20 protein-coding genes are annotated in these 21467 nt (G+C 55.7%); 12 read left to right on the top strand and 8 right to left on the bottom strand.

Going from position 1 to position 21467, the window contains the following annotated elements; all coding sequences use genetic code 11:
• The first annotated feature begins 122 nt into the window (after positions 1-122).
• Together ACERIT_RS06870 and ACERIT_RS06865 are read left to right on the top strand one after the other, a co-directional pair.
• Positions 123-2657, top strand: a complete 2535-nt coding sequence (locus ACERIT_RS06870) for an AAA family ATPase (protein WP_373674104.1) — start codon at positions 123-125, stop codon at positions 2655-2657.
• Positions 2650-4011: a hypothetical protein gene (locus ACERIT_RS06865; RefSeq protein WP_373674103.1), complete on the top strand. Its 1362-nt coding sequence runs from the start codon at positions 2650-2652 to the stop codon at positions 4009-4011. The genes ACERIT_RS06870 and ACERIT_RS06865 overlap by 8 nt, the downstream gene beginning before the upstream one ends.
• A 20-nt stretch (positions 4012-4031) precedes the next feature.
• Here ACERIT_RS06865 and ACERIT_RS06860 read toward each other — a convergent pair whose 3' ends face one another.
• The 5 genes from ACERIT_RS06860 to ACERIT_RS06840 all read right to left on the bottom strand — a co-directional run bounded on the left by ACERIT_RS06860 (position 4032) and on the right by ACERIT_RS06840 (position 11509).
• Positions 4032-4883, bottom strand: coding sequence for a DNA adenine methylase (locus ACERIT_RS06860; protein ID WP_373674107.1), 852 nt, complete (start codon positions 4881-4883; stop codon positions 4032-4034).
• A gap of 126 nt (positions 4884-5009) precedes the next feature.
• A complete protein-coding gene (locus ACERIT_RS06855) occupies positions 5010-5408 on the bottom strand; it encodes a hypothetical protein (RefSeq protein ID WP_373674102.1) in 399 nt (132 codons plus the stop codon).
• 79 nt (positions 5409-5487) lie between these two features.
• The gene (locus ACERIT_RS06850) at positions 5488-8124 is read right to left on the bottom strand and encodes a DUF1156 domain-containing protein (RefSeq protein ID WP_373674101.1); all 2637 of its coding nucleotides are present in this window, start codon (positions 8122-8124) and stop codon (positions 5488-5490) included.
• Between the two features lie 6 nt (positions 8125-8130).
• On the bottom strand, positions 8131-9021 hold the full coding sequence (locus tag ACERIT_RS06845; protein ID WP_373674100.1) for an alkaline phosphatase: 891 nt from the start codon (positions 9019-9021) through the stop codon (positions 8131-8133).
• A complete protein-coding gene (locus ACERIT_RS06840) occupies positions 9005-11509 on the bottom strand; it encodes a DUF499 domain-containing protein (protein ID WP_373674099.1) in 2505 nt (834 codons plus the stop codon). The genes ACERIT_RS06845 and ACERIT_RS06840 overlap by 17 nt, the downstream gene beginning before the upstream one ends.
• A gap of 236 nt (positions 11510-11745) precedes the next feature.
• On the opposite strand from ACERIT_RS06840, the gene ACERIT_RS06835 reads away from it, so the two are divergent.
• Together ACERIT_RS06835 and ACERIT_RS06830 are read left to right on the top strand one after the other, a co-directional pair.
• Entirely contained in the window at positions 11746-12864 is a 1119-nt protein-coding gene (locus tag ACERIT_RS06835) for a hypothetical protein (RefSeq protein ID WP_373674098.1), read from the top strand.
• 13 nt (positions 12865-12877) lie between these two features.
• A complete protein-coding gene (locus ACERIT_RS06830; protein ID WP_373674097.1) occupies positions 12878-13693 on the top strand; it encodes a hypothetical protein in 816 nt (271 codons plus the stop codon).
• A 9-nt stretch (positions 13694-13702) separates the two neighbouring features.
• On the opposite strand, the gene ACERIT_RS06825 is transcribed toward ACERIT_RS06830, so the two are convergent.
• From ACERIT_RS06825 to ACERIT_RS06815, 3 genes are all read right to left on the bottom strand, one after another.
• Entirely contained in the window at positions 13703-13837 is a 135-nt protein-coding gene (locus ACERIT_RS06825) for a hypothetical protein (protein ID WP_373674096.1), read from the bottom strand.
• Between the two features lie 51 nt (positions 13838-13888).
• Positions 13889-14053, bottom strand: coding sequence for a hypothetical protein (locus ACERIT_RS06820; protein ID WP_373674095.1), 165 nt, complete (start codon positions 14051-14053; stop codon positions 13889-13891).
• 443 nt (positions 14054-14496) lie between these two features.
• Complete coding sequence (locus ACERIT_RS06815) at positions 14497-14751, bottom strand: ArsR family transcriptional regulator (protein ID WP_373674094.1); 255 nt, start codon at positions 14749-14751, stop codon at positions 14497-14499.
• A gap of 185 nt (positions 14752-14936) precedes the next feature.
• Here ACERIT_RS06815 and ACERIT_RS06810 point away from each other — a divergent pair, with 185 nt between their 5' ends.
• The 8 genes from ACERIT_RS06810 (at position 14937) to ACERIT_RS06775 (ending at position 21417) form a co-directional block, all read left to right on the top strand.
• Positions 14937-15539 carry a hypothetical protein gene (locus ACERIT_RS06810; protein WP_373674093.1) on the top strand — a complete coding sequence of 201 codons (603 nt, stop codon included), beginning with the start codon at positions 14937-14939 and terminating at the stop codon, positions 15537-15539.
• Positions 15539-16495: a hypothetical protein gene (locus ACERIT_RS06805; RefSeq protein ID WP_373674092.1), complete on the top strand. Its 957-nt coding sequence runs from the start codon at positions 15539-15541 to the stop codon at positions 16493-16495. The genes ACERIT_RS06810 and ACERIT_RS06805 overlap by 1 nt, the downstream gene beginning before the upstream one ends.
• A 170-nt stretch (positions 16496-16665) precedes the next feature.
• Positions 16666-17532 (top strand): hypothetical protein, encoded by an 867-nt coding sequence (locus ACERIT_RS06800; RefSeq protein ID WP_373674106.1) that lies wholly within the window; start codon positions 16666-16668, stop codon positions 17530-17532.
• A 43-nt stretch (positions 17533-17575) separates the two neighbouring features.
• On the top strand, positions 17576-18574 hold the full coding sequence (locus ACERIT_RS06795; protein ID WP_373674091.1) for a hypothetical protein: 999 nt from the start codon (positions 17576-17578) through the stop codon (positions 18572-18574).
• Between the two features lie 6 nt (positions 18575-18580).
• Positions 18581-19252, top strand: a complete 672-nt coding sequence (locus tag ACERIT_RS06790; protein WP_373674090.1) for a hypothetical protein — start codon at positions 18581-18583, stop codon at positions 19250-19252.
• A 43-nt stretch (positions 19253-19295) separates the two neighbouring features.
• Positions 19296-20057 carry a hypothetical protein gene (locus tag ACERIT_RS06785; protein WP_373674089.1) on the top strand — a complete coding sequence of 254 codons (762 nt, stop codon included), beginning with the start codon at positions 19296-19298 and terminating at the stop codon, positions 20055-20057.
• Positions 20058-20187: 130 nt separating this feature from the next.
• A complete protein-coding gene (locus tag ACERIT_RS06780; RefSeq protein WP_373674088.1) occupies positions 20188-20553 on the top strand; it encodes a hypothetical protein in 366 nt (121 codons plus the stop codon).
• 363 nt (positions 20554-20916) lie between these two features.
• Entirely contained in the window at positions 20917-21417 is a 501-nt protein-coding gene (locus tag ACERIT_RS06775; RefSeq protein WP_373674087.1) for a hypothetical protein, read from the top strand.
• Positions 21418-21467 lie beyond the last annotated feature (50 nt).

Genomic DNA, 21467 nt, shown 5'->3' with positions numbered 1-21467 from the left:
TATTTTTTGAAACCGTGCCCTGTAGCCAGGAGGTCGACGGGTATTCGTTAGGAGCCTGTAGCCTGAAATTTGGATAGTGTCGTGGAATACACTTATTCCATGTGGCAGAGAAGTGCGGAGAAATGCCTGATGGTGAGATGGAAAGTAGCTCCCTCGATCTATCCGACATACGGGAGCTACTGGTCGAATCTCTCGGCGACTCCGTCATGTGGCACAGCGACGTCGAAAACAAACCACTGGAACTCCATCTAAGAGATCCTCTTCCATCGAAAGTCAGGGTGTACCTTGTCAATCTGGTTCCGTCGGGACGCGAAGGCGAGTTCAAGGTAAACGTCCGGCTCCCCGGCCACGAAGGAGGAGAGGAAGACCACGCTGCCCCTGACCGCACGGGGGGATACCTTACGATGCTCGGAGGGTACCATGAACATCACGAGGTCTTCGCGTTCTGGGATGATGATCTCCACGAAGAATACGGCTCAGTATCCCCACTTCAAGTCCAGGCAGAGACCATCGGAGAGGCCATGTCTGAGGGACTGGCAACACAGCAGAGAGCGACCGCAGGCTATGGCGGAGAGACAGTCATAGTTGCGCAACCGAATCGCGTCGGTGAGGCCCTGCAGATGCGAGACCGGCTCATTAAAATCCGTACTCTACTGCATGAATACCTTCCAGATGGGTGGCGGGAAAACGGTTCTCGGGCGCAGACTATTGAACGAGTTGTGGATGTCTTTCTCGAAGCAACTCCGAGAGATCGGCCCACTGAAGAACGGCGGGAGATGGCTCAACAGGTTGTAGCGGATGAGCTCGGTAACACCCTGGACACGATTCAGGATAAATTTCGAGGTGAGCTTTGGGAGGATCGTGATCCGGGGAGTGAAGGCTACCAGCGGAGATATCTTGACCCGATTCTGGAGGAGATCGAGAGTGTTTGGAGAGATGAAGAGACCCAGATCGAGAAGTTGCTGGAGGAAGACGAAGAACCGGACCATCCTCTCATCACATATCTCGAGGAAAGCGAGCTCCCTGTCTCTGTATACTTGTTCTCCGCACCTCCTGACCACTGGTGGACTGCCGCCCGGTACAACGTACTCCCCTTCACAGAGGACAACAGGGAATACTGGGAGGAACTTTCAACCGGTGATGTCGTACTGTTCTACTCACTTACCGAGCCAGAGAACACGGATCTCTCCGAACAATCTGAAGGCCTAATCGGAGCAGCGATACTCGGGGAGAAATACTCAAAGGACGATGATTGGTGGTGGGAAGACTCTGAAGACGCCGAGAGCTTCGAGTATGTAGCAAGATTCGACCGTGTATTCTACACAGGCCGCATCGAGGACATCGACTTCGACCTTGAAACCGGTATCTCAGACAAGGACGATTCCGTAGTTGACGATGAACTTGAAGCACTGACCGCAGACTTACTCGACGTCTCCACAGCTCACAGTCTCTGCCACGATGTATTCGATGAACGGATGCCGGATGAAGAACCGCTGGCTGCCTTCACCTACGACGACGGTTCCACTGAGACCATTCGGCCCAAGGCCTTAATCAGCGAAATGGCTTCCAGCCTTCGTGAAGCACCGCCTGTGAACATTTACTCCGAGTTCTCCGGATCCATAGACGAGGAACTGCTGGAGGGCCTCCATTTCCCTGACGGCGACAAGCAGATTCTTGACCAAATCGAAGCTGCGTTGCACGCCGGGAAACACATCATCCTCACCGGTCCACCAGGGACAGGGAAGACCGAGATCGCAAGAAGGGTAGTTAACGCACTGGACGAACGGTACTGGTGGCTGTATTCCGGATCACAGATCACAACGGCAACCTCTGATTGGTCGACATTCGACACCGTTGGAGGCTACATGCCAGATGAGGACGAAGACACCGACGGGGATCTATCCTTCTCGTCAGGGATCGTCCTCAACAGATACAAAGATAGAACGACTGAGACACCACTGAATGAACCGCTTGTCATCGACGAACTGAACCGGGCAGATATCGACAAAGCGTTCGGCCAGCTGTTCACCGTGCTTTCCGGTCAGTCCGTCCAACTTCCCTATACAAAGGAGAACAAGGAAATTCAAATCGGTTCAGCTAGTGGTCTGGATCAATTACCGGAGCCGCATCAATATGCGGTTCCTGAATCGTGGGTCATCTTCGCTACGATGAACACCTACGACAAAACATCGCTGTACGAGATGAGTTACGCCTTTATGCGGCGATTCTCCTTTATCCCGATTGATGTCCCAGATCTCCCTGATGAAGATGAATCGGACGAAGAGGACAGGCTCCAAGATATCATGTCGGAGTACTTGTCTTCGTGGGACGAGATAGAGCTGGAACCTGGAGATGATGAGGTGATAGCTGTTGCTCGGGTCTGGAGGAACACCAACAACCCTGTTGATGCTCGTGCTGTGGGTCCGGCGATCGTTCAGGATATCCTCGGTACGATAACTCAGTACCCGGAGTCTGGTCCGGATCTCGAGCAACGTCTCACGAACGCGGTTATCAGCTACATCTTCCCTCAACTGGAAGGGGTTCCTGAACGGCGGAGGATTGTTAACAGCATCATGGCCTCACCTGACGTCGACGAGGAGAGGCTCAAGGAGTCTGCCAAGGAGATCCTCCAGGTTTCGTTCGAGGACGATGAATAGAGAAGCGATCATCGACCAGCTCAGCCAGGATATCGTATCCTATGTGATGGCTGGGTCATTCGAGGAGCAGCAGATTGCCCGTGAGATCAAGCCTGATGACCTTGACGAGCGATTTGAGGACTACAGACTGCTTCTCGATCTCCACTTTATCTTGAAGGAAGCCGTCGTCGATTTCGTCAGAAAACTTCCCAAGCGCCTGCGGAGTATCAGCACCGAGACAAAAACAGTCTCCCGGACAAGACGGGGCACAGTGGACGGCCATATCAACTGGGGTGCAACCATGAAGAAACGCTATTCTCAGAACCCTTCAGACTCATCGCTCTTCGTATGCGACAACCGGTCTGAAGACTACGATACACCTGAGAACATAGTATTGAAACAGGTGATCTCAGTCGTATACGAGACCATTGAACAGGCTGAGCAGTATATCAAGCAGAAGTACGGCTGGGCGCAGGATACGTGGAGGGGAGAAGACGAGCTGATAGATGAGCTGAAACGGATCGTAGAACGGAACGTCCATGTCCGAAGGATTCGCTCCCCGGAGTTTTACGAACCCACTGAGAGGATGATGATAGCAGCGGAGAGCTCTCGACAGCCCATCTACCAAGAAGCAGCAAAGCTGCTGCGTACCCGTGAGAGGTTGTTTGACGGGGACTCTGGAGAAATCAGGGACCTTCTGAACAACACGTCCATCACGCCTGACGATGATGAGACCTTATTCGAGCTGTATGTGTTGTTCCGTTTCGTCTCGGTCTTAGAATCTGTCCGTGACCAACAGGCACAGTTCAAGCCGATTCGAGCAGGGAGGAAAGAAGTCGCAAAGTTCGGAGGTGACCCAGAGCTAGTGCTGTACTATGACCAGGCAGCTACAGATCGAGATATTTCTTTCGTCACAGAGGAGGACATCACGGAACGGCCTTTGTCCCGGAGCGAGAAGGTGCAGGAGATTGCTTACGAGGTCTCATGTGACTACTTCGGCGAAGAGTTTGAAAACTACACCAACCGTCCGGACGTCATCGTCCTCGAGATTCGAGATGAGTCCACAGACACCTATGAATACCTCATAACCGAGGTCAAGAATAGTACCAACACGGGTACTATCAGGACTGGAATCAAGGAGGCGCTCGAGTATCTTGCCTTCCTCCGTGTTGACGATAATTTCGTCTTCGGGGAAGATCCGGGAGACAATTACTTTGGAAGCGGGTGGAACGGGCTTCTCGTTGTCCAGGACTTGGAGAGGGAGACCACTCCGTTGGGAGAACAGTCCGATTCCGAGATCAAGATCTTGCAGGCCTCAGAATTGGAACGAGGCCTTGAGGAAGTTCTTAACAGAGCTGACTTATCCGTCGAGTAGAAGAAGCCGCTGTTCCTGGTTTACTCGTCGTTGAGGCCTTCCAGCGTCGTCTGCTGTGTGTCGTCGACTTCGAATTTCCCAGCTTCATCGAGATCGTAGTTCAGGATTAGACGTTCCGTGACCTCTGTTGAACGTGTCTCGTCGTCGTGCTGTTTGTTCATGAACTGTGACCGGCCTTTCTCGACGATGATGTGGTCTTGCAGGCCTTCCGGGACTCGCTGATAGGATACGGCCCACTTGCCTTCGGTCTCAAGGAGGGTGTCCACGAACCGTTTGTGGTCGAAGTCGCCGTCATGTCGGTAGAGGGCGTCTCCTTCGTCGAGGTAGGGTGGGTCGCAGTAGAAGAATGTGTCTTCGTCGTCGTACCGGTCAATCACTTCGGCGTAGTCGAGATTCTCGATTTGAACGTTCTTGAACCGGTCAGCGAACTCGTGGAGTTTCTCCGTGGCGTTCCTCAGTTTTCGGGCCTTGTTTCTCTGGTGCGCTGCTGCAAATCCGGACGCAGTACGGTACTTTGCCGCGTATTGGGAGTAGCGGAGGTAGAAGAACCGTCCTGCTCGCTCTATCGGGTCGTCAGGCCTTTCTCCGGAGTAGAAGGCTTCCTTCCATTCCTGGTGCTGTTCTCTTGCGTATGGAGTCAGGTCGAGCCATTCGACCAGTTCCTCTTCTCTCTCACGTAGCACCTCGAAAAATTGAACCAGATCCCCGTCCAGGTCGTTGTAGACTTCGGTGTGGCTCTCAGGCTTATTGACTAAGACTGCTCCGCTACCGCCGAAAACCTCAACGTAGCACTTGTGCTCAGGAAAATGTTCTATGATCCAAGGGGCTAGATATGATTTGCCCCCTGGGAACGGAAATACAGACTTTGTCACGACCGGAGCGTAGACCACGATTGACTATAATACTTCCTTCATAGCAGTCCCTCCCTTCTTTCTGGAAACCTTATATTTGCAGAGGAGATGAGGGGGAGAAAGCGCCTAAACCCGGTGTGAAGCGGTCTAAGAGGTGACGTTCAGGTTGCTGGAATACCATCCTGGTCCCATCTGCTCAAGGCTTCCCCGGAAGATCGTATTCAGTTCGATTCTCTCATCGCCGTCAGGCAGCACAGGTTCATCCCAGTACTCCACGTTGTCGACCACGAACTGCACCCTGGGATTATTCGCCAGCAGAAAGTTCACGCGCTCAGAAAGGATATCGTGAACAAACTCGCTGATCTCCTCTGGATCCTCCGCTCCTCGAAGATAGCTGTCGAGACCAATTACTGCGATATCATAAGGAAGATCGTCCATATCGTCGACACGGCGAAGAAACTCGACTACACTCATACGCTCATCAAATTCATCACCGTCGTCTAAGGCCTCTTCACCGACGACGTGATAGCCGATATCGAAGTTCATCAGATTCTAGCAGCCCGTAATCTGGCAAATGGTATAAAAGTAATCGGAAATCCAGGGGCTTTGGCAGGCCGTTGATTCTTCAGCTGAAATCCTCGATCTCCAGCTGGGTATCCGATTGCTCCTTCACGTACTCAGCTATATCATCGTAGTCATTGTCTCCCTCAATTTCCGAAAGCCTGCGAAGTGCGTTGATCGCTCCTTCATCAGTCCATTTCCCGAACTTCTTCGCTAACTGGTCGGTCTCAAAGAGGTAGTACAGGTAGTGGGCCTTGTCGATAGACAGTGGATCGTTCTTGTTTTCCAGGCGGTCGGCCCGTTCAGGTGGACTCAAGATGACAAGGTCGTCTCCTTGCTGTTCCACCAGATCTTCGTGAACCAGTTCGGCCACGTCGACCCCTCTCTGCCGAAGGTCCTTGTTCAAGGCGTTGAAAGAGAGCTCTTCTCCCCGGCCCAGGATATGAGTCAGGTAGACTGCGCTGAGAGGATCCATTTCCTCGCTGAGGATCTGGAACCGTTCTTCGAGAAGTTGCTCGTCGACGATCTCCTTGATGGCGTCAACGGCCTCGACGACGTCCATCTGTTCTCCGTCACGGGTGACATTCGGGTAGTGTTTCGAGAAGATCTCCAGGCACTTACCCATCGCAACCACGAAGATATCTCCGCCGGTCAAGCGGCGACCTGCTTGCTCCAGTCGGTCGATCTCATCCTCTGCTCGGAAGTAGATATCGTCCTCGAGTGACTTCCATGAGACTTCCTCAGGGTCTTCTTGGCGTTTCCTGCAGACGATGATGGTGTCGTAGTCGACGGTTGCTCTGCCGTGCCTGGTTCCTCCACGAGTCTCGCTGTTCACAGGGTAGAGAGCGCTGATGTAGAAGTCTGCATCCAGGACGGATTGAAGGGTTGAACCCCAGGCCTCGGTCTCTTTGTGGTGGAAGGTGAAGGCCATGATACCGTCGTCGGCCAGCTTCTGGTGGGATTCTTTGAAGACGTTGGTCAGTGTCTCGATGTAGTGCTCCTCAGTTCTCTTGTCCTCGACGTCTTTTGCAGGGTCGACAACAGCCTCGCTCTTCTTCGGAGTGCGTTCCCCTTGGAAGTGGTCGTAGGTGTCGCTGAGAACCTCGTGAAGCCAGACGTAGTAGAAGTCCGAGAGCTCAGCGTACATCTCGTTGTCGTAGTACGGAGGATCCGTGATGATCGCGTCTACTGATTCGTCCTCTATAGGCAGGTATTCAGAGGTACCACAGCGGAGCAAAGCGTTCCCTTCTTCTCCCAGGTCAGAGGCATCGTCTACAAGGACACCCTCGACAGGTGTCTGCATCTGTTTGTCTTGCGAGTTGCCGTCCTCGTCGATGTACTTCTCGACCGGGCTCTGACACCACTCCTTCGCGGCCTTCGTCTTATCGAACATTCCCTTGAAGGTTCCACGGCCGTAGTCGCTGCCCCAGATATTGCCTTCAACGGGTGTGTGACGGGCGATAATCGTATTGTAGTTGTATATGGGTTCAAGCTTGTTCGCCACGCGGTTGTACATGCAGAACATGTTGTTCGACTCCAGCATGGCGGAGAACGTGGTGAGCAGGAACTCCTTCACGTTCTGATCCTCGATATCGTCTATCTCGTCAAGAAGCCGGCTCAGCAGCAACAGCTGCCGGTTGTTAAACATCTGGTGGTACTTGTGATAGCCGTGGTTCCAAGCACGGTCACTGCTACCCTGATACCTGTCCTGCTCAGGGATCGGAAGCTCGTCCCATTCTTCCTCCAACTCCTTGCTAGCGCTCTCGTAGAGCTCTAAGTCGTGATCAGTGGGGTCTTTGTATCCTTTATCGTCACAGGAGCTGCAGTAATACTCGACCGCATACATTTTGGAGTCCGGTTTCCCGAACCGTTTCGTGGCGTCGATGATCTTGCTTCGGACACCGCAATCAGGGCAGGTATAGTTCTGGCCTGAAGCAATTCCTTCCTTGGGCATGAACTTGTTACCGCAGTCGTCGTTCACGCATTTCGTCTCGGTGCTGTGGTCGTCCGTTTGCTGGACGGTCCAGCAGTCCGGGCAGAGAACGTTCTTGTAGCTATCTTTGGAGGAGCGGGAGTTAGCAAAGTAGTAGCCCTTGAATAGGGGGACATCGTGGCCGCAGTTCAGGCACTCGATCTCCTTCACCCAGAAATAGTACATCGCGTCCGCCATGTCATCGCAGTCCGGACAAGGAGTCTGGTAGTATTCGAGGATTTCCTTACCTACTGATTCATAGATCTCGTCATAGGCCGCTTGCAGGTCATCGATGTCCACGGGTTCAATCTCCTTCTTCACCGTGAACCAGGCGACAGGGTTCAGGTCACTGCCGATGACGTTGCAGCCCATCCGCAGGGCCTCGACGATGGTGGTTCCGCCGCCCATGAACGGGTCGAGAACTGTTTTCCCGTCAAAGTCGACGTCTTCCAAGTAGTAGTCCCACAAGGCCTCAGGGTTATCCCAATCGATGTCGGGCAGTTCCTCGAAGCTCTCCTGACCGTTCTCCTTGATATGGATCTCATCCTCTGCAAGGGAATACAGGAGCATGGTGCGGAAGACCGAGCCCAACCGCCTGGCCCAGTACTTGTGCATCGTATACACTGGCCGGTAGTACCGCTTGGCGTGGCCTTCCTTCGATGCGATTTCGTTGACTTCCTCGATCGGGAATGAGATCTCGATAGGTCGACGACTATTATCCTTACTCATGAGTTGTTAGAGGCTGACAGTGATTCGTGGTGTAACACATTCGGAGACGCTGAGACCTCCATGCTGGAAGTTGGAGTACTTCCCTCCTGCAGGCCAGGTGTACCTTCCGAGAGGCATGTAGAATCCATCTGCCTCCACGACAAGGCCTTCTTCTACAAGGTCGTCGGCATTGACCTCTCCGACGCTTTCGAACCTTCCGCTGAAAGTTGCTTGCAACCGATTTTTCTGACGGTCTGAAATCTGGAAGGCATGGCCGGAGTCCAATCGTGCGTACCCGTGGTCCGAGGTGATCACCAGGGAGTCCGTATCCAGCTGGTCGATGATGTTGCGAAGGGCTGTCTCGGACTTTTCATACATTTCCTCGATCGAGGACAATTTGGTCCTCCCTTCCTGAATATTCTCGAGGAGTGCGTCAGGGTACCGGCACCAGATGATCCGTTCGTCACCGTCCAGGGATGGTTCTTGGCTCTGCACGCTCGCATTTTTGTACTCTTTCTTCAGGTCGGAGTACCCGACCCGGTTCCGGAAAGGCATCGTCTCTGAAGGAACAGTCGAATACGAATAACCGACCACCAGCTCACTCGCTTCCCCCTCCAAAAGCTGTACGAAGAGGGAGGCCTCTCGGACACTCATCGAGTCCATCATAACCAAGGCACCATCCTCGGGAACGGTCATGGAGGCCTGGTTCACACATCTGTCCGTCAAGATCTCAGTGTAGAACTCGCTGTAGACGTCGAGAAGCAGGCGTTCGTACTCCACCATTTGCGGCTCCCGGCTATAGTGCGATTCGATATCATCTCCTGGAGGAGCCCAGATGTTCCAGACTGCCTCCCAGACCGAGTCAACGGGATCCTCGGCGTCAACCAACCCGGTGAGGGCTTCAGTCTTGAACTTCACTTTCGATCACCACCTGAGCATTGATATGGGTCGCACTTGGCAGCTGTTCCAGGAACTCGATCAGCTCCTCCTTCGACAGATCGTCTAAATCGTAAGAGAGGTCGATATGTGTGGCGTTGTCCGTGTCTCCGTTGACCCGAGACTCAGCTACACTTCGGAGAACACGGGCGCTGTTACCCTCTAACTGAACCGTCTTCGTCTCCGTCTTGGTGCTGACTGTTTCGCCTCCGCTACGTGTTTCGGTCTCAGTCTGTCCGACAGTCGGCGTGGTTCCATCTCCGGCACCGATACTGCTTCCCGTCGTAATCCCTTCTGAACCTGTAGTTCCTGGGTCGGGTTCGGGCTCTGGCTCCGTCTCAGTGTAAACCGACTCATCCAGGTTGTCCGGATGGTGTATAGTCAGGTCATCGTTGAGATCTGGCAGTGGATCTCCCTTCTGAGTCGCGTAGAACTTCGCCCGATCGCTTTCCAAGACGATCTTCGCATCTCGGTACAGCTGGCCGAGAGCGGAGTGAAACGCACTGTCCTCCAGAATCACCGGCATCCTGCGGAACTGCCTGAAGTCGTTAAGCATTGAGGCCACGTTAACCCCGTTCTCCGCATCTCGCACCTCCTCGACTATCTTCTCCCCAATGTAGGTCTTATCACGGCCAACCTTGCTCTTCACGTCTTCCACGTCGGGGCTGACGGACTTCTTCCTCATCCGGAGACCGCCTCCCGAGTCAGTCCACTTGACCCAGCTACCGTAGTTGTCCTCAAGCTCGTTCCGGAGCTCTCGGCGTTCGTCCCGGATGATTTTCTCCAGTTCACCTTGTTCGTCGTCGACTTTCCCTCTCAGGTTCTCCGCTCCCAGCACGCGGGCTGCCTTACTGATCAGGTCGTCGTCCTGCCGTATCTTCTGGCTGGGCGTGACGAAAAGAACCGTGTTTTGGTAGGTGCGGCCCTCAAAGAAACCATTCAGCTTCTTCTCCAAGGCTCCGTTCGACAGGTAATCCAGCATCACCACGACCGATATTTCCCGTGAGTCCGAGACATCGTCCTCTGGGTAGACAACTACGTCTCCGCTCCAAACATCGTCCCGTACCACTTCTGCCAGCTTCTCTTCGAAAGCATCTCTTTCGCCCTCTAACACCCGTTCCTGTTCCCGGGTTACGAGAGCGGTGAGCTTCGGATCCTCGGTGATGTAGTAATTGTCTTTCTGGCCGTCCCGGTCCAGGTAGTGAGCGGTGCCGTACAGGTTCTGGAGGGACATATCCAGCTTCGACACCGAGTTTTTCCCTGGTTTGTACGTACCCAGCAGGCACTGGGTGACGGAGGCCATCTGAGAGCGCTCGTCCAGAGTGTAAAGGAGGATGGTCTTCAGCAGTTCCTCCCCGTAGTCGATTTTCTCAACTGAGTCGAGGTCGGAGACGTACCGGTTGAACAGTGTCTGGTTGATTCCTCGGAACGCAGCTGCTTGGATGTCACTGGTGATGATGAGATCTGTCTCTTGGTACAGTCTCCTCACCGTGTCAGCGAGGACATTCATCGCACCCCGGACGTTCTGCCGTTCCTTCCCGCCCTCGTACAGGTTGTCGAGCAGATCTAGGAGCTCAGGATGGAACGGGTAAGTCTCCACCATACGGTTCTCGTACCGTTTCTCTTCCTCGATGTCGATCGGGTAGTTGTAGTTCTCGACGTAGTCCTGGACGATATCCCGGACCTTGTTTTCGTTCAGTTCCTTGCGCCGGGTCTCGAAGAGGCGGTGGAGGATGATCCGTTCTCGGTCGCCAGTGGCGTTCAGGTCGACGGCGTAGGGGTTGGTCCTGTTGAGGATTCGTTTGAAGTCGTCGCTCTTGTCTAGGAGAGTGATGAAGACAAACAAGTCCTCGTCAGGGTCGTTTGCCACTTCCAGCAGGTTCTGGATGAAGAACTCGTTGCGTTCCACCAGTTCCTCATCTTCTGAGTCGCTGAAGGATTCCCACCACGTCTCGATTTCGTCGAAGAAGATGGCGACGGGTTTGTCAGCGCAGAGATCCTCGATGTGATCGGTCGTGACGTAGCGCTTGACGTCTTCAGAGATGTCTTCCCGGCCCAGGTCTTCGAAGACAGGCTCCCAGATGTAGTCTGCGTCTGTCTCGCTGGTAGAGAGGATGGTTGCATCCGCAGAGTCAGGGAGATCGAGACCGAGCTCCCAGTCATCGAGCCATTCCTGACCCATCTCCGGACTGTTAAAGAGGTGGTACAGGGTCAGCAGGCCGTGCGACTTACCGGCTCCGTATGGCCCTGTGAGCGTGATCCCTCCTTGACTATCTCTGCCCCTTAGTTTGTTGTCGACGTGGTCGAACGCGGTTTCGAGGGCGTTCGAGGGATATGTCATGGAGAGCAGGCGGGAAGGGTCGTTTTCCAGCCGGTCCTCTGAGCCACCTACCTTGTGAGCTTGGAGAACTCCCTGAAATCTGCCTTCCTGAACTTCCTCACGAGGAGTCAGGAGTTCGGAGATTGTCATGCTCTTATGTTCTAACCGAGGCCTACTTGATGGTTGTCCAAAGAATGGATATGTAGATCCTATCACTGTGCTCACTTTTAGTTCCACATTCACTGCGGTAGGCGAGCCTATAAGGTGTGTTAGGTATTAGCACTCAATGTTGAGCGGGTACAGCAAGCAACAGCACCCACGCCTCTCCTATCAAAGTATAAGACAGAGGGCTGTGGAATCAGTGACGCAACTCAAGGTGGAAAGCGTTGAAGGCCGTCAACTCACGGCGAGATCTAAAAGAAAGCCTCCAAGTCTGGACCTCCGACTCCTACGAGGATGTCAAGGAGGAACAGAGACTCGAAGAGGGCCAGACCTATCTCAAGTCATATCTCATCGAGTCAGATCGTGATACCCTCTCAGACGACTTCATCGAGAAGGAGGATCTCAACATCAAAATCCTACCCACCGACGACGAAGGATTTCTCCATCTCCGAGCGCGAGGCTACTCTTCTGACGGACCAACCGACCTCTACCTCGACGAACTTGACGACCGATTCTGGGTGGTCCACACTGTTGGAGGCCGCGAGGCTACCGACGATGTGGTTGAAGACCTGATTTTCCCAAGGTTCACCCAGATGGATCGTCCCTGGCTTCCAAACGAGTTCCTTGAACAGATTGGAAGCAGGCCGGAGAACATCTTCCGTCGCTTCTCCCTCAAGTTCGAAGACGAGTTTAGCAAGGGAGAAAAAGGTGAAACACCGGACGTCGGCGGGCTCTCGATGCAGCTCTGGGGTGACAACGCGGGAACGGTACTTCAGACTCTGAAAGAAAATGAAGACCTCCGCCGCTCCACTCCCTTGTCTACGGTCGGTATAAAGAGAGAAGTCGGTGATGAAGCAGTCATTGACGACATCACTTACTACTCCAAATTCACTGCACGAGGAGATTCTGTTGATGGACACTTCAAACAGGTATACGACCTGAAGAACACCTATAGCGAACTTCTCCACAAAATCGAGGACGAGTACAGCATCAAATACAGTACTAGCGAACGTGGAGGCCACGTCGAAGGAACACCACTTCTCATCGCCTTTGACAGGGAAATCGAGGAACTGGAAGATTTCATGGACGAACTGTTCTCGTCGAAGAAGCCTTTCCGGCTATGGGGTGTACGGAACCAGCTGGAAGAAGATTACTACAGGATATCATCAGTCGATCTTCACACCGGAGATAAACTGAACCTGGAGGTATGCCCTGACTGGGTTCGCATCTACCTCCCAGAGGATAGCTGTGGAAACGTCGTGCTCAGGCTTTACACCAACGTCCAGCATTACTTCGATTCAGAAGCTAATCTGGAGGAGGAGAACGGTGGCGCAATTATCTGACCACACCAAACTGATGAACGCCTGTATCGCGTTTGCTAAGGATGTCCCAGAGTGGCCTTCACCGCTCCACAACGCCGGATACAGGCTCGATAGGATTGAACCGGACTTCCTGAATTCAGAGGAGAACGACGTAAACCCAGATCTTCTCCTCAGCTCTAACAGCGCTCTCCACACCCTCGTTACAGAGTGTAAACGAGGACACCTCAGCCAAGAAAGACTGGACAAGTACGCTGCAATAACGCCAGAAAACCTGCGTAGCGAAGTGAACCATATACACGACGTCAATCAACTCTCGAATGAGAGCCTGTACGTTGGCACGGAGAAAACCGAGGAGAGTTTTGACTACTTAGACATCACTGATGCAGGTCTGATCCTGACGAACGGCGGATACTTCAAGCGAAACGAGTTCGAAGACGACGACCTCAATAGAGAATTAGAGAGCGGAGATATCCCAGGTCGGTACCCGACACAGTACTACCCGTTCTCTGCAAACGACTCCCGTGCCGTAATCGCTGAAAAGGTCGCTCAGCACCTGATGCACACCGCGTCCCAGGGCGAAGGAATTGATGGCGAGTTTGAGGCCCGAGAGATAGCTGAGGATATACACGAGTACTGGGACACGATCAGCCTCTCTGAAAGAAGCGACCTGACCAGCAAAGTAGAAGATATCTTGGAGCTGTTTGAGGAGAAGAACATCGATGAAGACATGAGACAAATCGAAGGGAGCCGGTCATACTATGTCCGGACGAGCCAGGCCTTCCAGAGAAAGTGTCAGGAAGTAATCCAGGACCTCTCGACGGATGAGGATTTAGACGAGTTCTTGAGTTAGGTCGGTAGTTCAGAAGCTGCTGAGTGAGGCCTGTCCTTCGTCCCACAGTTCGTAGGGCATCAAGGGTTCGTCTTCTTCGACTACTTCGTCCAGGTACTGTTGCTGTTTCCCGATATCCGAAGTCTGGCTGAACGGGTACTTCACGTCCGGCTGGCTTTCATTGAGCAGGCCTTTCAGGGATCTGTCGTGGTGGTCCTATACATCCAGGTACTTCTTCCCGACAAGTACGTAGACTTCGTCGCCTTCGGTCCAGTCCAGCTTCTCGTCCAGGTTCTTCTCGACGACATTCAGCCACTCGTCAGTGTAGACGTCCTTGATGGTGGCGTCGTAGTTCCAGAGACTGGTTTCTTCGTGGACCACTTCACTCGGCCATCCGGTACCGGCTTACTGCATTTCTTTTTCTGGCATATGTCTCGCTTTTTGAGGATGTCGTCGGACCCGCATTCTGAGCAGGAGACCTCGTCAACAATATCGTAAATATCCGGCTACCTCATACCTTCTGTCATCCCGGATCTTGAAATCGAAACTCTGGGCATCTTCCCGGCAGGTGAATGTCAAGGTCTCTGGAGTGCATTTACTGCAAAGACAGTCAAATACCCAGACACAGCTCGCTCCGCAGGGAGACTGGTAGGTGCATCCACATTTCCGGCGCTCCATCTAAGCAGCATCACCTCCTAACAGCCATGCTTTCCAAAGACCAAACCGCCGGCGATAGGTCATTATTCCATCCCTCGTCGGTGACCGGTCAAACCAGATCGGATTGAACCTTCGACCAATCAGTATACTGGCTTGTCACAGGAGAGTTAAGATTCTTCAGACGACTTCAATTGCCACAATTTTGCGTTTCCTACTTTTCGAGACGTTATTTTTCCCCCTTCCTCTAGCTCAGTGAGCTTAGCATACGCTGTTCGATAGGCACACCCGACATCATCAGCAATTTCTTGAGTACCGGCTGCTCCATTGAGTGAGTCGATAGCCGATAGAAAGTCCTTAGCCGGATATCTTTCAGTATATTTTCCGGTTTCTTCATCGCGGTCCTTCGGCATTAACTCATCCATTGCATCTACCTGCAGAAGACCCTTTATACCTCGCCTCCATTGCAGTTGGATGCAATGGAGAAGGTTTTTACCAATGCAGACTAATGCATTGGTACAGGAGCTCAGCCCAATGGGCATTGTATGACAGAATGCCCGCGTGTTAGGGCACGCAGGCTGGGCTTCCTGATAACCAGGAGGTAAGCCCATTGCAAAATTCAGAAGCCACACAGTATGAAAGTGCCGCTAACGAACTTATTGAAGATATAAATCAACTGGAATCGATTGCGCTCGGGGCAGGGGCCGGAACTTGTCAAGTGTGCGGCGAGCGGATTCCGGAAGGCAGCCCCATTGCAGTGTGTGCCTTCCGGCTGGCCGGCGCGTCTCACTGGCGGGTCGGCCAGTCGAAGTGCGACGATGACCGGCCACAAGCGACCGAGGACTTCACCCTCGGCGTGCGCGAACTCCTTGTGGATGGTCGCGTCGGTTGCGTCTCGGACCAGGCCACGCAATCGTACTGGCCGGTCCTTCTCGCACCGCGCGTGCGAGCAATAAGCCCAGAATCAACGACGGACGTGTTCGACGTCCGCTGGCTGCCACCGCACGTCCGCGAGTCGCGCCTCGCCCGTACGGGCGATCCGACACCCGCGAAGCTACCCGAACCAACGCCGACCGAACCGAACCCCGCGATCACGCAGGATCCGCAAACAGAGCGCACGCCAGATGATGACGCCGAGCCCGAGCCCGCATCCGATCCCGGACAACGCACACTCGACGATCTCGCGGCCGACTTGATGGAGGAGGATGCGTGATGACGGGGTTCGACACGTCGGCGATCGACGTCGAACTCGACCTGCCACGCTCAGTCGAGGAGATGACGCTGCCCGACTTCTACGTGGGCCTTGAGGTCGGGCTGCTCGCCCCTGGTGACGGAGTCGTCACGGATCGTCACCACGCTTCCAGTGATCGCTACGAGGCGGATGACCCGCAGAATCAGATTGAGGGGCAGATCTCGCCGTTCACACTCTCGGGGTGGCTGCGACACGGCTGCGAACGCGTGCTGCAGATCGCGGGCGTGTCGGCGTGCCACCCTGGTGAACCGAGCGCGGACTACCGGCGTGACGAGGTGTACGACCGGGACCTGGAGCAGGGCTACCACGAGAAGGGGTCGTGTGTCTCAGGTGACGACGATGCGGGCTGCGTGCTCTACGACCTGTTCGGCGGCTTCGGCGACCAGCCGGGCAAACTGTTGCGCCGTCCGATTCGGTTCTCGCCCATCCGCAGACAGGTGGACGTGACGAAAGGTGAGGCGGAGGCGCACTACCGCCAACTGAGCACGCAGGTTCGCTCACGGAACGATGCGGATAGCGGTCTCCCACTCCGGTACGCCGAGCGCGACGTCGTCGGGAATCTGGAGGGAACATGGCTGCTCACGCTCCGCGAGGTGAAACCGGAGTTCGTGGGCCTGCTGCTTGAAGCGGTCGCGTTTCTCAACACTCACAGTCACGAATTCGCGTTTCAGCTCGGTGGCGCGCGGAATTTCGGTGGCGGGATCGCGGATGCCTGGGTCTTGAACCCGCTGTACACGAAGGCCGAGATTCGCCGGGTGTTCAATCGCGCGCAGCAGCCGACGACGGCGATGCAGGAGAAGGATGAAGTGTGGGCCCAGGAGTGCCGTGATGAGTTCGTGCGCTCGCTGCAGGCGCGTCTCACGGACGGTGAGGGACTCGGTGAGCCGCTCGACGTGATGAGGGGTGGTGAGGCGTGACTGACGACGAGTCATCGGTCGATGACGCAGAGTCCCCGGTGGACGAGCCGTTGCAGCCGCCGACCGAGGAGGCTCGACCGCTCATCGAGCGCCTGGCCGATGTGGACGCGACGACGTCGACGGCTGCCCTACCCGACGAAGGCGAGACCGGGACGCATGGAGAGATAGCGATGTCGGGCGAGTGCGCTGATACTGACGGACTATCGGTAGATCCGATGCTGGCAGTTTACAGACACGATCTGCACAAGGCACGCTGGCGGTCACACACGAATGCGGCGGAGACGTTCGCGGGCGTGCGGGTGAACGAGTCGGTGCCGTTCGGTGCGGATCGGGATTCGGCACTGTTGAGCCGACCAGATGGTGAGCCCGAGCAGACGGTAGCGAATCACGCCTCGCCGCTGCGCATCTCGCTACTGACCGGCGAGACGAAGGTGTCGGTTGGTCACGTCGAAGGGCCGGTGCATCCGGCAATGGTCGAGTTGATGCAAATCGAGGAGCCGGTGGCGATGCACGAGGCGTGGCTGTCGTCGTCAGTGGTGTCGCTGTTCAACGAGGCGGTGTACTACCCGTACACCAGTCTGAAATTCCACACGCTACTGGCGGCGGCGTTGCTGGATAATTACCGTGTCGGGTACGCGTTCGACGAGTTGTATCTCGTTGTTGATCCGCCGACAGGCGTGACGGTGACCGACCAGAGCCCAGCACAGGCTGAGGCCGAATCGAGTGTCCACCCGCACCGAACGATCCTATCGACGGCGGAGTTTGCTCTCCGTATTACTGGAGAACCGGGCGAGCGACCGGCAGCGCGTCTCGGTCCGAGGCCGGCACGATCGTTCGCGGACGTGTGGTCGCGGCTCCCAGAACAGCCGGTCGATACGGATGCGGCGCGGGTGTGGCGTGTGCTGGATGCGCAGCTGCGCCGGATTCGGTCGTGGTCGGTCGCGCTCCAGTACATCGAAGAATTCGTGCCGTGGGCTCGGGCGATGCCGTTCGCGGATTACGGCCCGGTGACCGATGCAGGAGGTGACGGCCTGTGAGAGTCCGTGTCAATTCCTCCAAGAGAAATGGAGGGGGATTGCGATGACGCAGATCCAGCAGGTGCTGTTCGAACTGGAGACTGACTACCTCGGAAACCCGTACTACGTGTCGAGCCACGCCTTGTACTCGGCACTGGCACGACGCGTGGATGCGGAGACGCGGCAGTCACTCCAGGTGGGTCACGGCGTGTTTCTGCCAGGCGAGTACGGGTCGTACCCGGACGCACACTCCCAGTCTGGCGGGGTGCCATACCTTGGTACCGGATTGCGACCGGTCGATGCGTACGAGGACTTGTTCCTGTTCCGCGATCCGGCCCAACGCTGGCTGTCCGACTCGCGGCCGCGTGACGCGCACAACATACACGACCTGGCACTGCACGGCGGGCGGGTCGCATTCGCGTCGACGTGCTCGTTCGGGCGGCCGCCGTCGGCACGGAACACCAAGCGCACGGTGACGTGGTACCTCCAGTACTACCTGCACGCGGCTGGGGAGGCAGGGACGACTGATGCACGGCCTGACGTGGTGCCGCTTCCCGATGAGGTACTGGACGGGCTTCGTCTCGGCGGTGCGCGGAACTACGGGCTCGGAGAGACACGCCTCAAAGACACGCAGACCGTTGACCTCGAAGCACTGGATTACTCACGGCTGGAAGACACCGACGCAGAGACGTTCCAGCTGGAACTCGTCTCGCCGTACGTCTTATCGAGTTCGTATCCCGGTGCGGACGACCAGTCGGTGCCGTGGTGGTGGACGCCTCGGCCGGGTGGGCTGCGTCGACGCGAGGAGCGGCTCGTCAAGAATGACGAGATTTACGAGTTGACGACGATCGATCACGGACAGGTCGTAGGGTTCGCCGGTCCGAATCCGGTGCAGACGGCGATGAATGGCGTGTTGCGCGTCGGGACGCATTCCCGATTCGGGTTCGGGGAATTCCGCCTGCGGCCGACCGGTGAGGACCGCGTCCCGGAACGTGAGGCCGGACGTGCGGGTACGTCCGAGGGGAGCAGGCCCATTGCGCATGATACCTGCGAGGAGGCGTAGAGTCTGATGGCGCAGTTGGAGTTCGTGCCGATGGACATTGAGACGACGGGATTGGAGGTCACTGATGAGGTGACTGTCGTCGGGTTCGCGCTGCCGCTTGGCTGCCGCGTGTTCGTGCAGGCACCGGGACAGCCGGAGGCGGATGAACTACAGGCGACCGTGCAGGATCGCGTCGAGACGCACGTGAATCTCTCGCGGCACGACTCGGAGACGGCGCTGCTACGCGCGGTCGGTGAGTTCGTGGCGAAACGTTTGCATGGGGATGACGTGTTGTTGGTGGCGTATAACGGCGAGCGCTGGAAGGACGGGTTCGACTTGCCGTTCTTGCGGACGCGCTTGGCGTCGACGAATGTGGAGTGGCCGTTCCGCGATCTGCCGTACGCCGATCTACTACCGGTGGTGACGCGGCGGTTTAATCTCGTGGTGAACGGGGAATCGCAGGCAAGCCTGTCAGCGGCGTACGGGACGCTCGTCGGTGGTGGCCTCAATGCGGTGGATCCGTTCTCGGATAGCGAGACGGCAGTCACGGCATTCGAGAATGGCGAGCTCGATGACCTCGTCGTCCACAACGTCGCGGACATCCTGCGAACGGCGGAGCTCGGGGCGTTGACGGAGCGGTACTGCAGTAAATCGGATTACCAATTGAAGTCACTCACACCAACGATTCACGACACATGACGCGACAGACAGCACATCGAACCGGTCGAGAGGTGACCTGCAGATGAATCCGGATGAGATCTGGAATTGTGATGATCGATACCAGGCGGCCGGGCAGGAGTCTGCCGAACATCTGTGGCCGAAGCCCGAATTAGATGACCGGCGAGAGAAGCGAGAGCAGCCGTGGTTTGACGGTGACTACCGGTTTGAGCGGACGGTCGCGGATTGGGTGCCGGATTGCTTCATTATTGGCGGCCCCCTGAATCGATGGTTTGAGTTCGTCGCTCGATCCGACCAGCCATACAGGGTCAAGACCCGAGCGGCGCTACGACTGGGGTTCGTGATTTACTGGGTGTTCCACATCGACCACCAACAGCAGCTGGAGAAAGCACGACGACAACTGATACCTGAACTGAAGGAACCGTTCACCTTTGGCGTGTACGATCCGCGGAACGGGGTGTTAGAGCTCGGTGACCCGATCACATACAAGAACTACGAATTCCCCGTCGAACGGATGGCCGAATTTCGACCGCAAGAGATTCTTGGGTATCGTCCCGGCGCGGCACGGATCGGACGGACCGGTGGTGGGTTCGATCTTGGCCGGTTTAGTCTCGGCGGGTGTCAGTACCGTCTGATTGCACGCGATTTACGTGGAACGTGTTTCCGTGCAGTCGCGCCCGGGAAGTCTATTGACGCTGCTCCGTGGGGATTCCCGACAGAAGCCGGTCTTGAACAGCTTGTGGAAGCTGGCCAGGTCACGCGGCTCGAACCGGTTCCGCACCGTGATGACGATGCTGACGAGGGGCGGGGAGACTGGGACGAATAGTTACGCCCAGTAGCAACTGGATATCGATCAATGGACATTTCTGAGAACCATCTGGCTTTGTTGAATCCCTCAGCGTTTGATAGTTGAGAATATAGGTTCTTTAAGTGTATGGTGGAAGCAGATCAGTCGTATGCCCTCTTCGAAACGCGTCCCCATGGCCGCAATGTTCGTCCTGCTCGGTATCGCTTCACTCGCGTACTCGGTGCTTGTCGTCCAGCAACTCCTCCTCGGCACGGGCGTCGCGTTCTCGTTCTTCGTCGTTGCGGCCTTCCTGTATTACGGAGACGCGAACCGGCAGACACTCGCTCGTGCGACAATCATCATTACGCTCATCTACGGCGTTTTCACTGTCCAACTCCCCATTGCTGTCATCGCGGCCTGTGTCGTCTACCTGACTGCCTGGCTCACCGGCTCGGACAGTCCCCTTGAAGCACCCGACACGCAGATCTTCCCGGTCAAATTGGCGGCTACCGACGAATCCAACGACGACGAGTGAACAGCTACCTACCGGGTTCTTCGAGTCACTCGGTGGCTGGATGCGTGGTGCGTGTTTTGTTCGGGATCCACTCTGGATCGAACGATTCCTGTGACCACCTTTTTTCGCTACGATCTTGTGAGATGCTTGTCCTGTATTTAGCACGGACTCAACGACTATTTCAACAGAGCCAATCATCCCCAAGAATTGTTTTCACACCATCCTTCAACGAACCGGCTAGCAGCAAGTGTGCGGAGTGGGCATCTGCGTGGGTCCCTGAGAGCCCCAACGGCGAGGAAGTGCAAGAAGAACCTGGTCTCCGGGTGCTCCTAAGAGACACCCTGACACGCAACGCTCTTTAGATTACTCGGCATTTCTCACTCTGTGCCCTCCAACCGTACAATCGGTATCGTTGGTCTCGCGTTTCTCATCGGCCTCGTAGTGGGCGGCGTTGGTGTGAGTGCAGTCCTTCCTGTTGATTCCGGCAGTGTCGATCCCGACCGGCCTCCGTACTCTATCTCGTCCGGAACTGGTTGTATCGAGCAGTCCGACGACTGGGCGTTTACGGCCCCTGTTGACCCAGGCGAATCTTCAGACCGGACATTCCTCGTGCGAGCGAGTATCGAACACGACCAATCCCGTGAACTTGATGCACGACTGGAACACGCGGGCGAGGGTCGCTATCTGTTCGTCTTGACGACGGGCCAGGCCGAGAAGTCCGGCACACCTGAGTGCTCAGATGGTGTCTACGGATCGACGGTTGATCTGGCCGCAACGCTTCCCGGCGACTTCGAGTCGGTGACAGTCGTTTTCGACGGCGAACAGGTTGCTACTATCGAGAATCCCGGTGATCGGTCCCCGACATACCAACCGCTGTCGTTCTGAAGACGAACGGTCTCTATCACTTCGAGGGTGACGAGGGCCGAGGGGCACCA

Source organism: Halopenitus sp. H-Gu1, assembly GCF_041821145.1.
Classification (GTDB): Archaea; Halobacteriota; Halobacteria; order Halobacteriales; family Haloferacaceae; genus Halopenitus.
The sequence above is the reverse complement of the archived record's forward strand: the minus strand, read 5'-3'. Positions and strand labels throughout refer to the sequence as shown.

What these genes read in the sequence shown, in the direction of transcription:
- ACERIT_RS06840 (WP_373674099.1), bottom strand. Translation starts at nt 11,509, where the DNA reads ATGACAATCTCCGAACTCCTGACTCCTCGTGAGGAAGTTCAGGAAGGC.
- ACERIT_RS06800 (WP_373674106.1), top strand. Translation starts at nt 16,666, where the DNA reads ATGTCGGGCGAGTGCGCTGATACTGACGGACTATCGGTAGATCCGATG.
- ACERIT_RS06855 (WP_373674102.1), bottom strand. Translation starts at nt 5,408, where the DNA reads ATGAACTTCGATATCGGCTATCACGTCGTCGGTGAAGAGGCCTTAGAC.
- ACERIT_RS06805 (WP_373674092.1), top strand. Translation starts at nt 15,539, where the DNA reads ATGACGGGGTTCGACACGTCGGCGATCGACGTCGAACTCGACCTGCCA.
- ACERIT_RS06870 (WP_373674104.1), top strand. Translation starts at nt 123, where the DNA reads ATGCCTGATGGTGAGATGGAAAGTAGCTCCCTCGATCTATCCGACATA.
- ACERIT_RS06850 (WP_373674101.1), bottom strand. Translation starts at nt 8,124, where the DNA reads ATGAGTAAGGATAATAGTCGTCGACCTATCGAGATCTCATTCCCGATC.
- ACERIT_RS06865 (WP_373674103.1), top strand. Translation starts at nt 2,650, where the DNA reads ATGAATAGAGAAGCGATCATCGACCAGCTCAGCCAGGATATCGTATCC.
- ACERIT_RS06790 (WP_373674090.1), top strand. Translation starts at nt 18,581, where the DNA reads ATGGCGCAGTTGGAGTTCGTGCCGATGGACATTGAGACGACGGGATTG.
- ACERIT_RS06815 (WP_373674094.1), bottom strand. Translation starts at nt 14,751, where the DNA reads ATGGATGAGTTAATGCCGAAGGACCGCGATGAAGAAACCGGAAAATAT.
- ACERIT_RS06830 (WP_373674097.1), top strand. Translation starts at nt 12,878, where the DNA reads ATGAACGCCTGTATCGCGTTTGCTAAGGATGTCCCAGAGTGGCCTTCA.
- ACERIT_RS06780 (WP_373674088.1), top strand. Translation starts at nt 20,188, where the DNA reads ATGCCCTCTTCGAAACGCGTCCCCATGGCCGCAATGTTCGTCCTGCTC.
- ACERIT_RS06785 (WP_373674089.1), top strand. Translation starts at nt 19,296, where the DNA reads ATGAATCCGGATGAGATCTGGAATTGTGATGATCGATACCAGGCGGCC.
- ACERIT_RS06795 (WP_373674091.1), top strand. Translation starts at nt 17,576, where the DNA reads ATGACGCAGATCCAGCAGGTGCTGTTCGAACTGGAGACTGACTACCTC.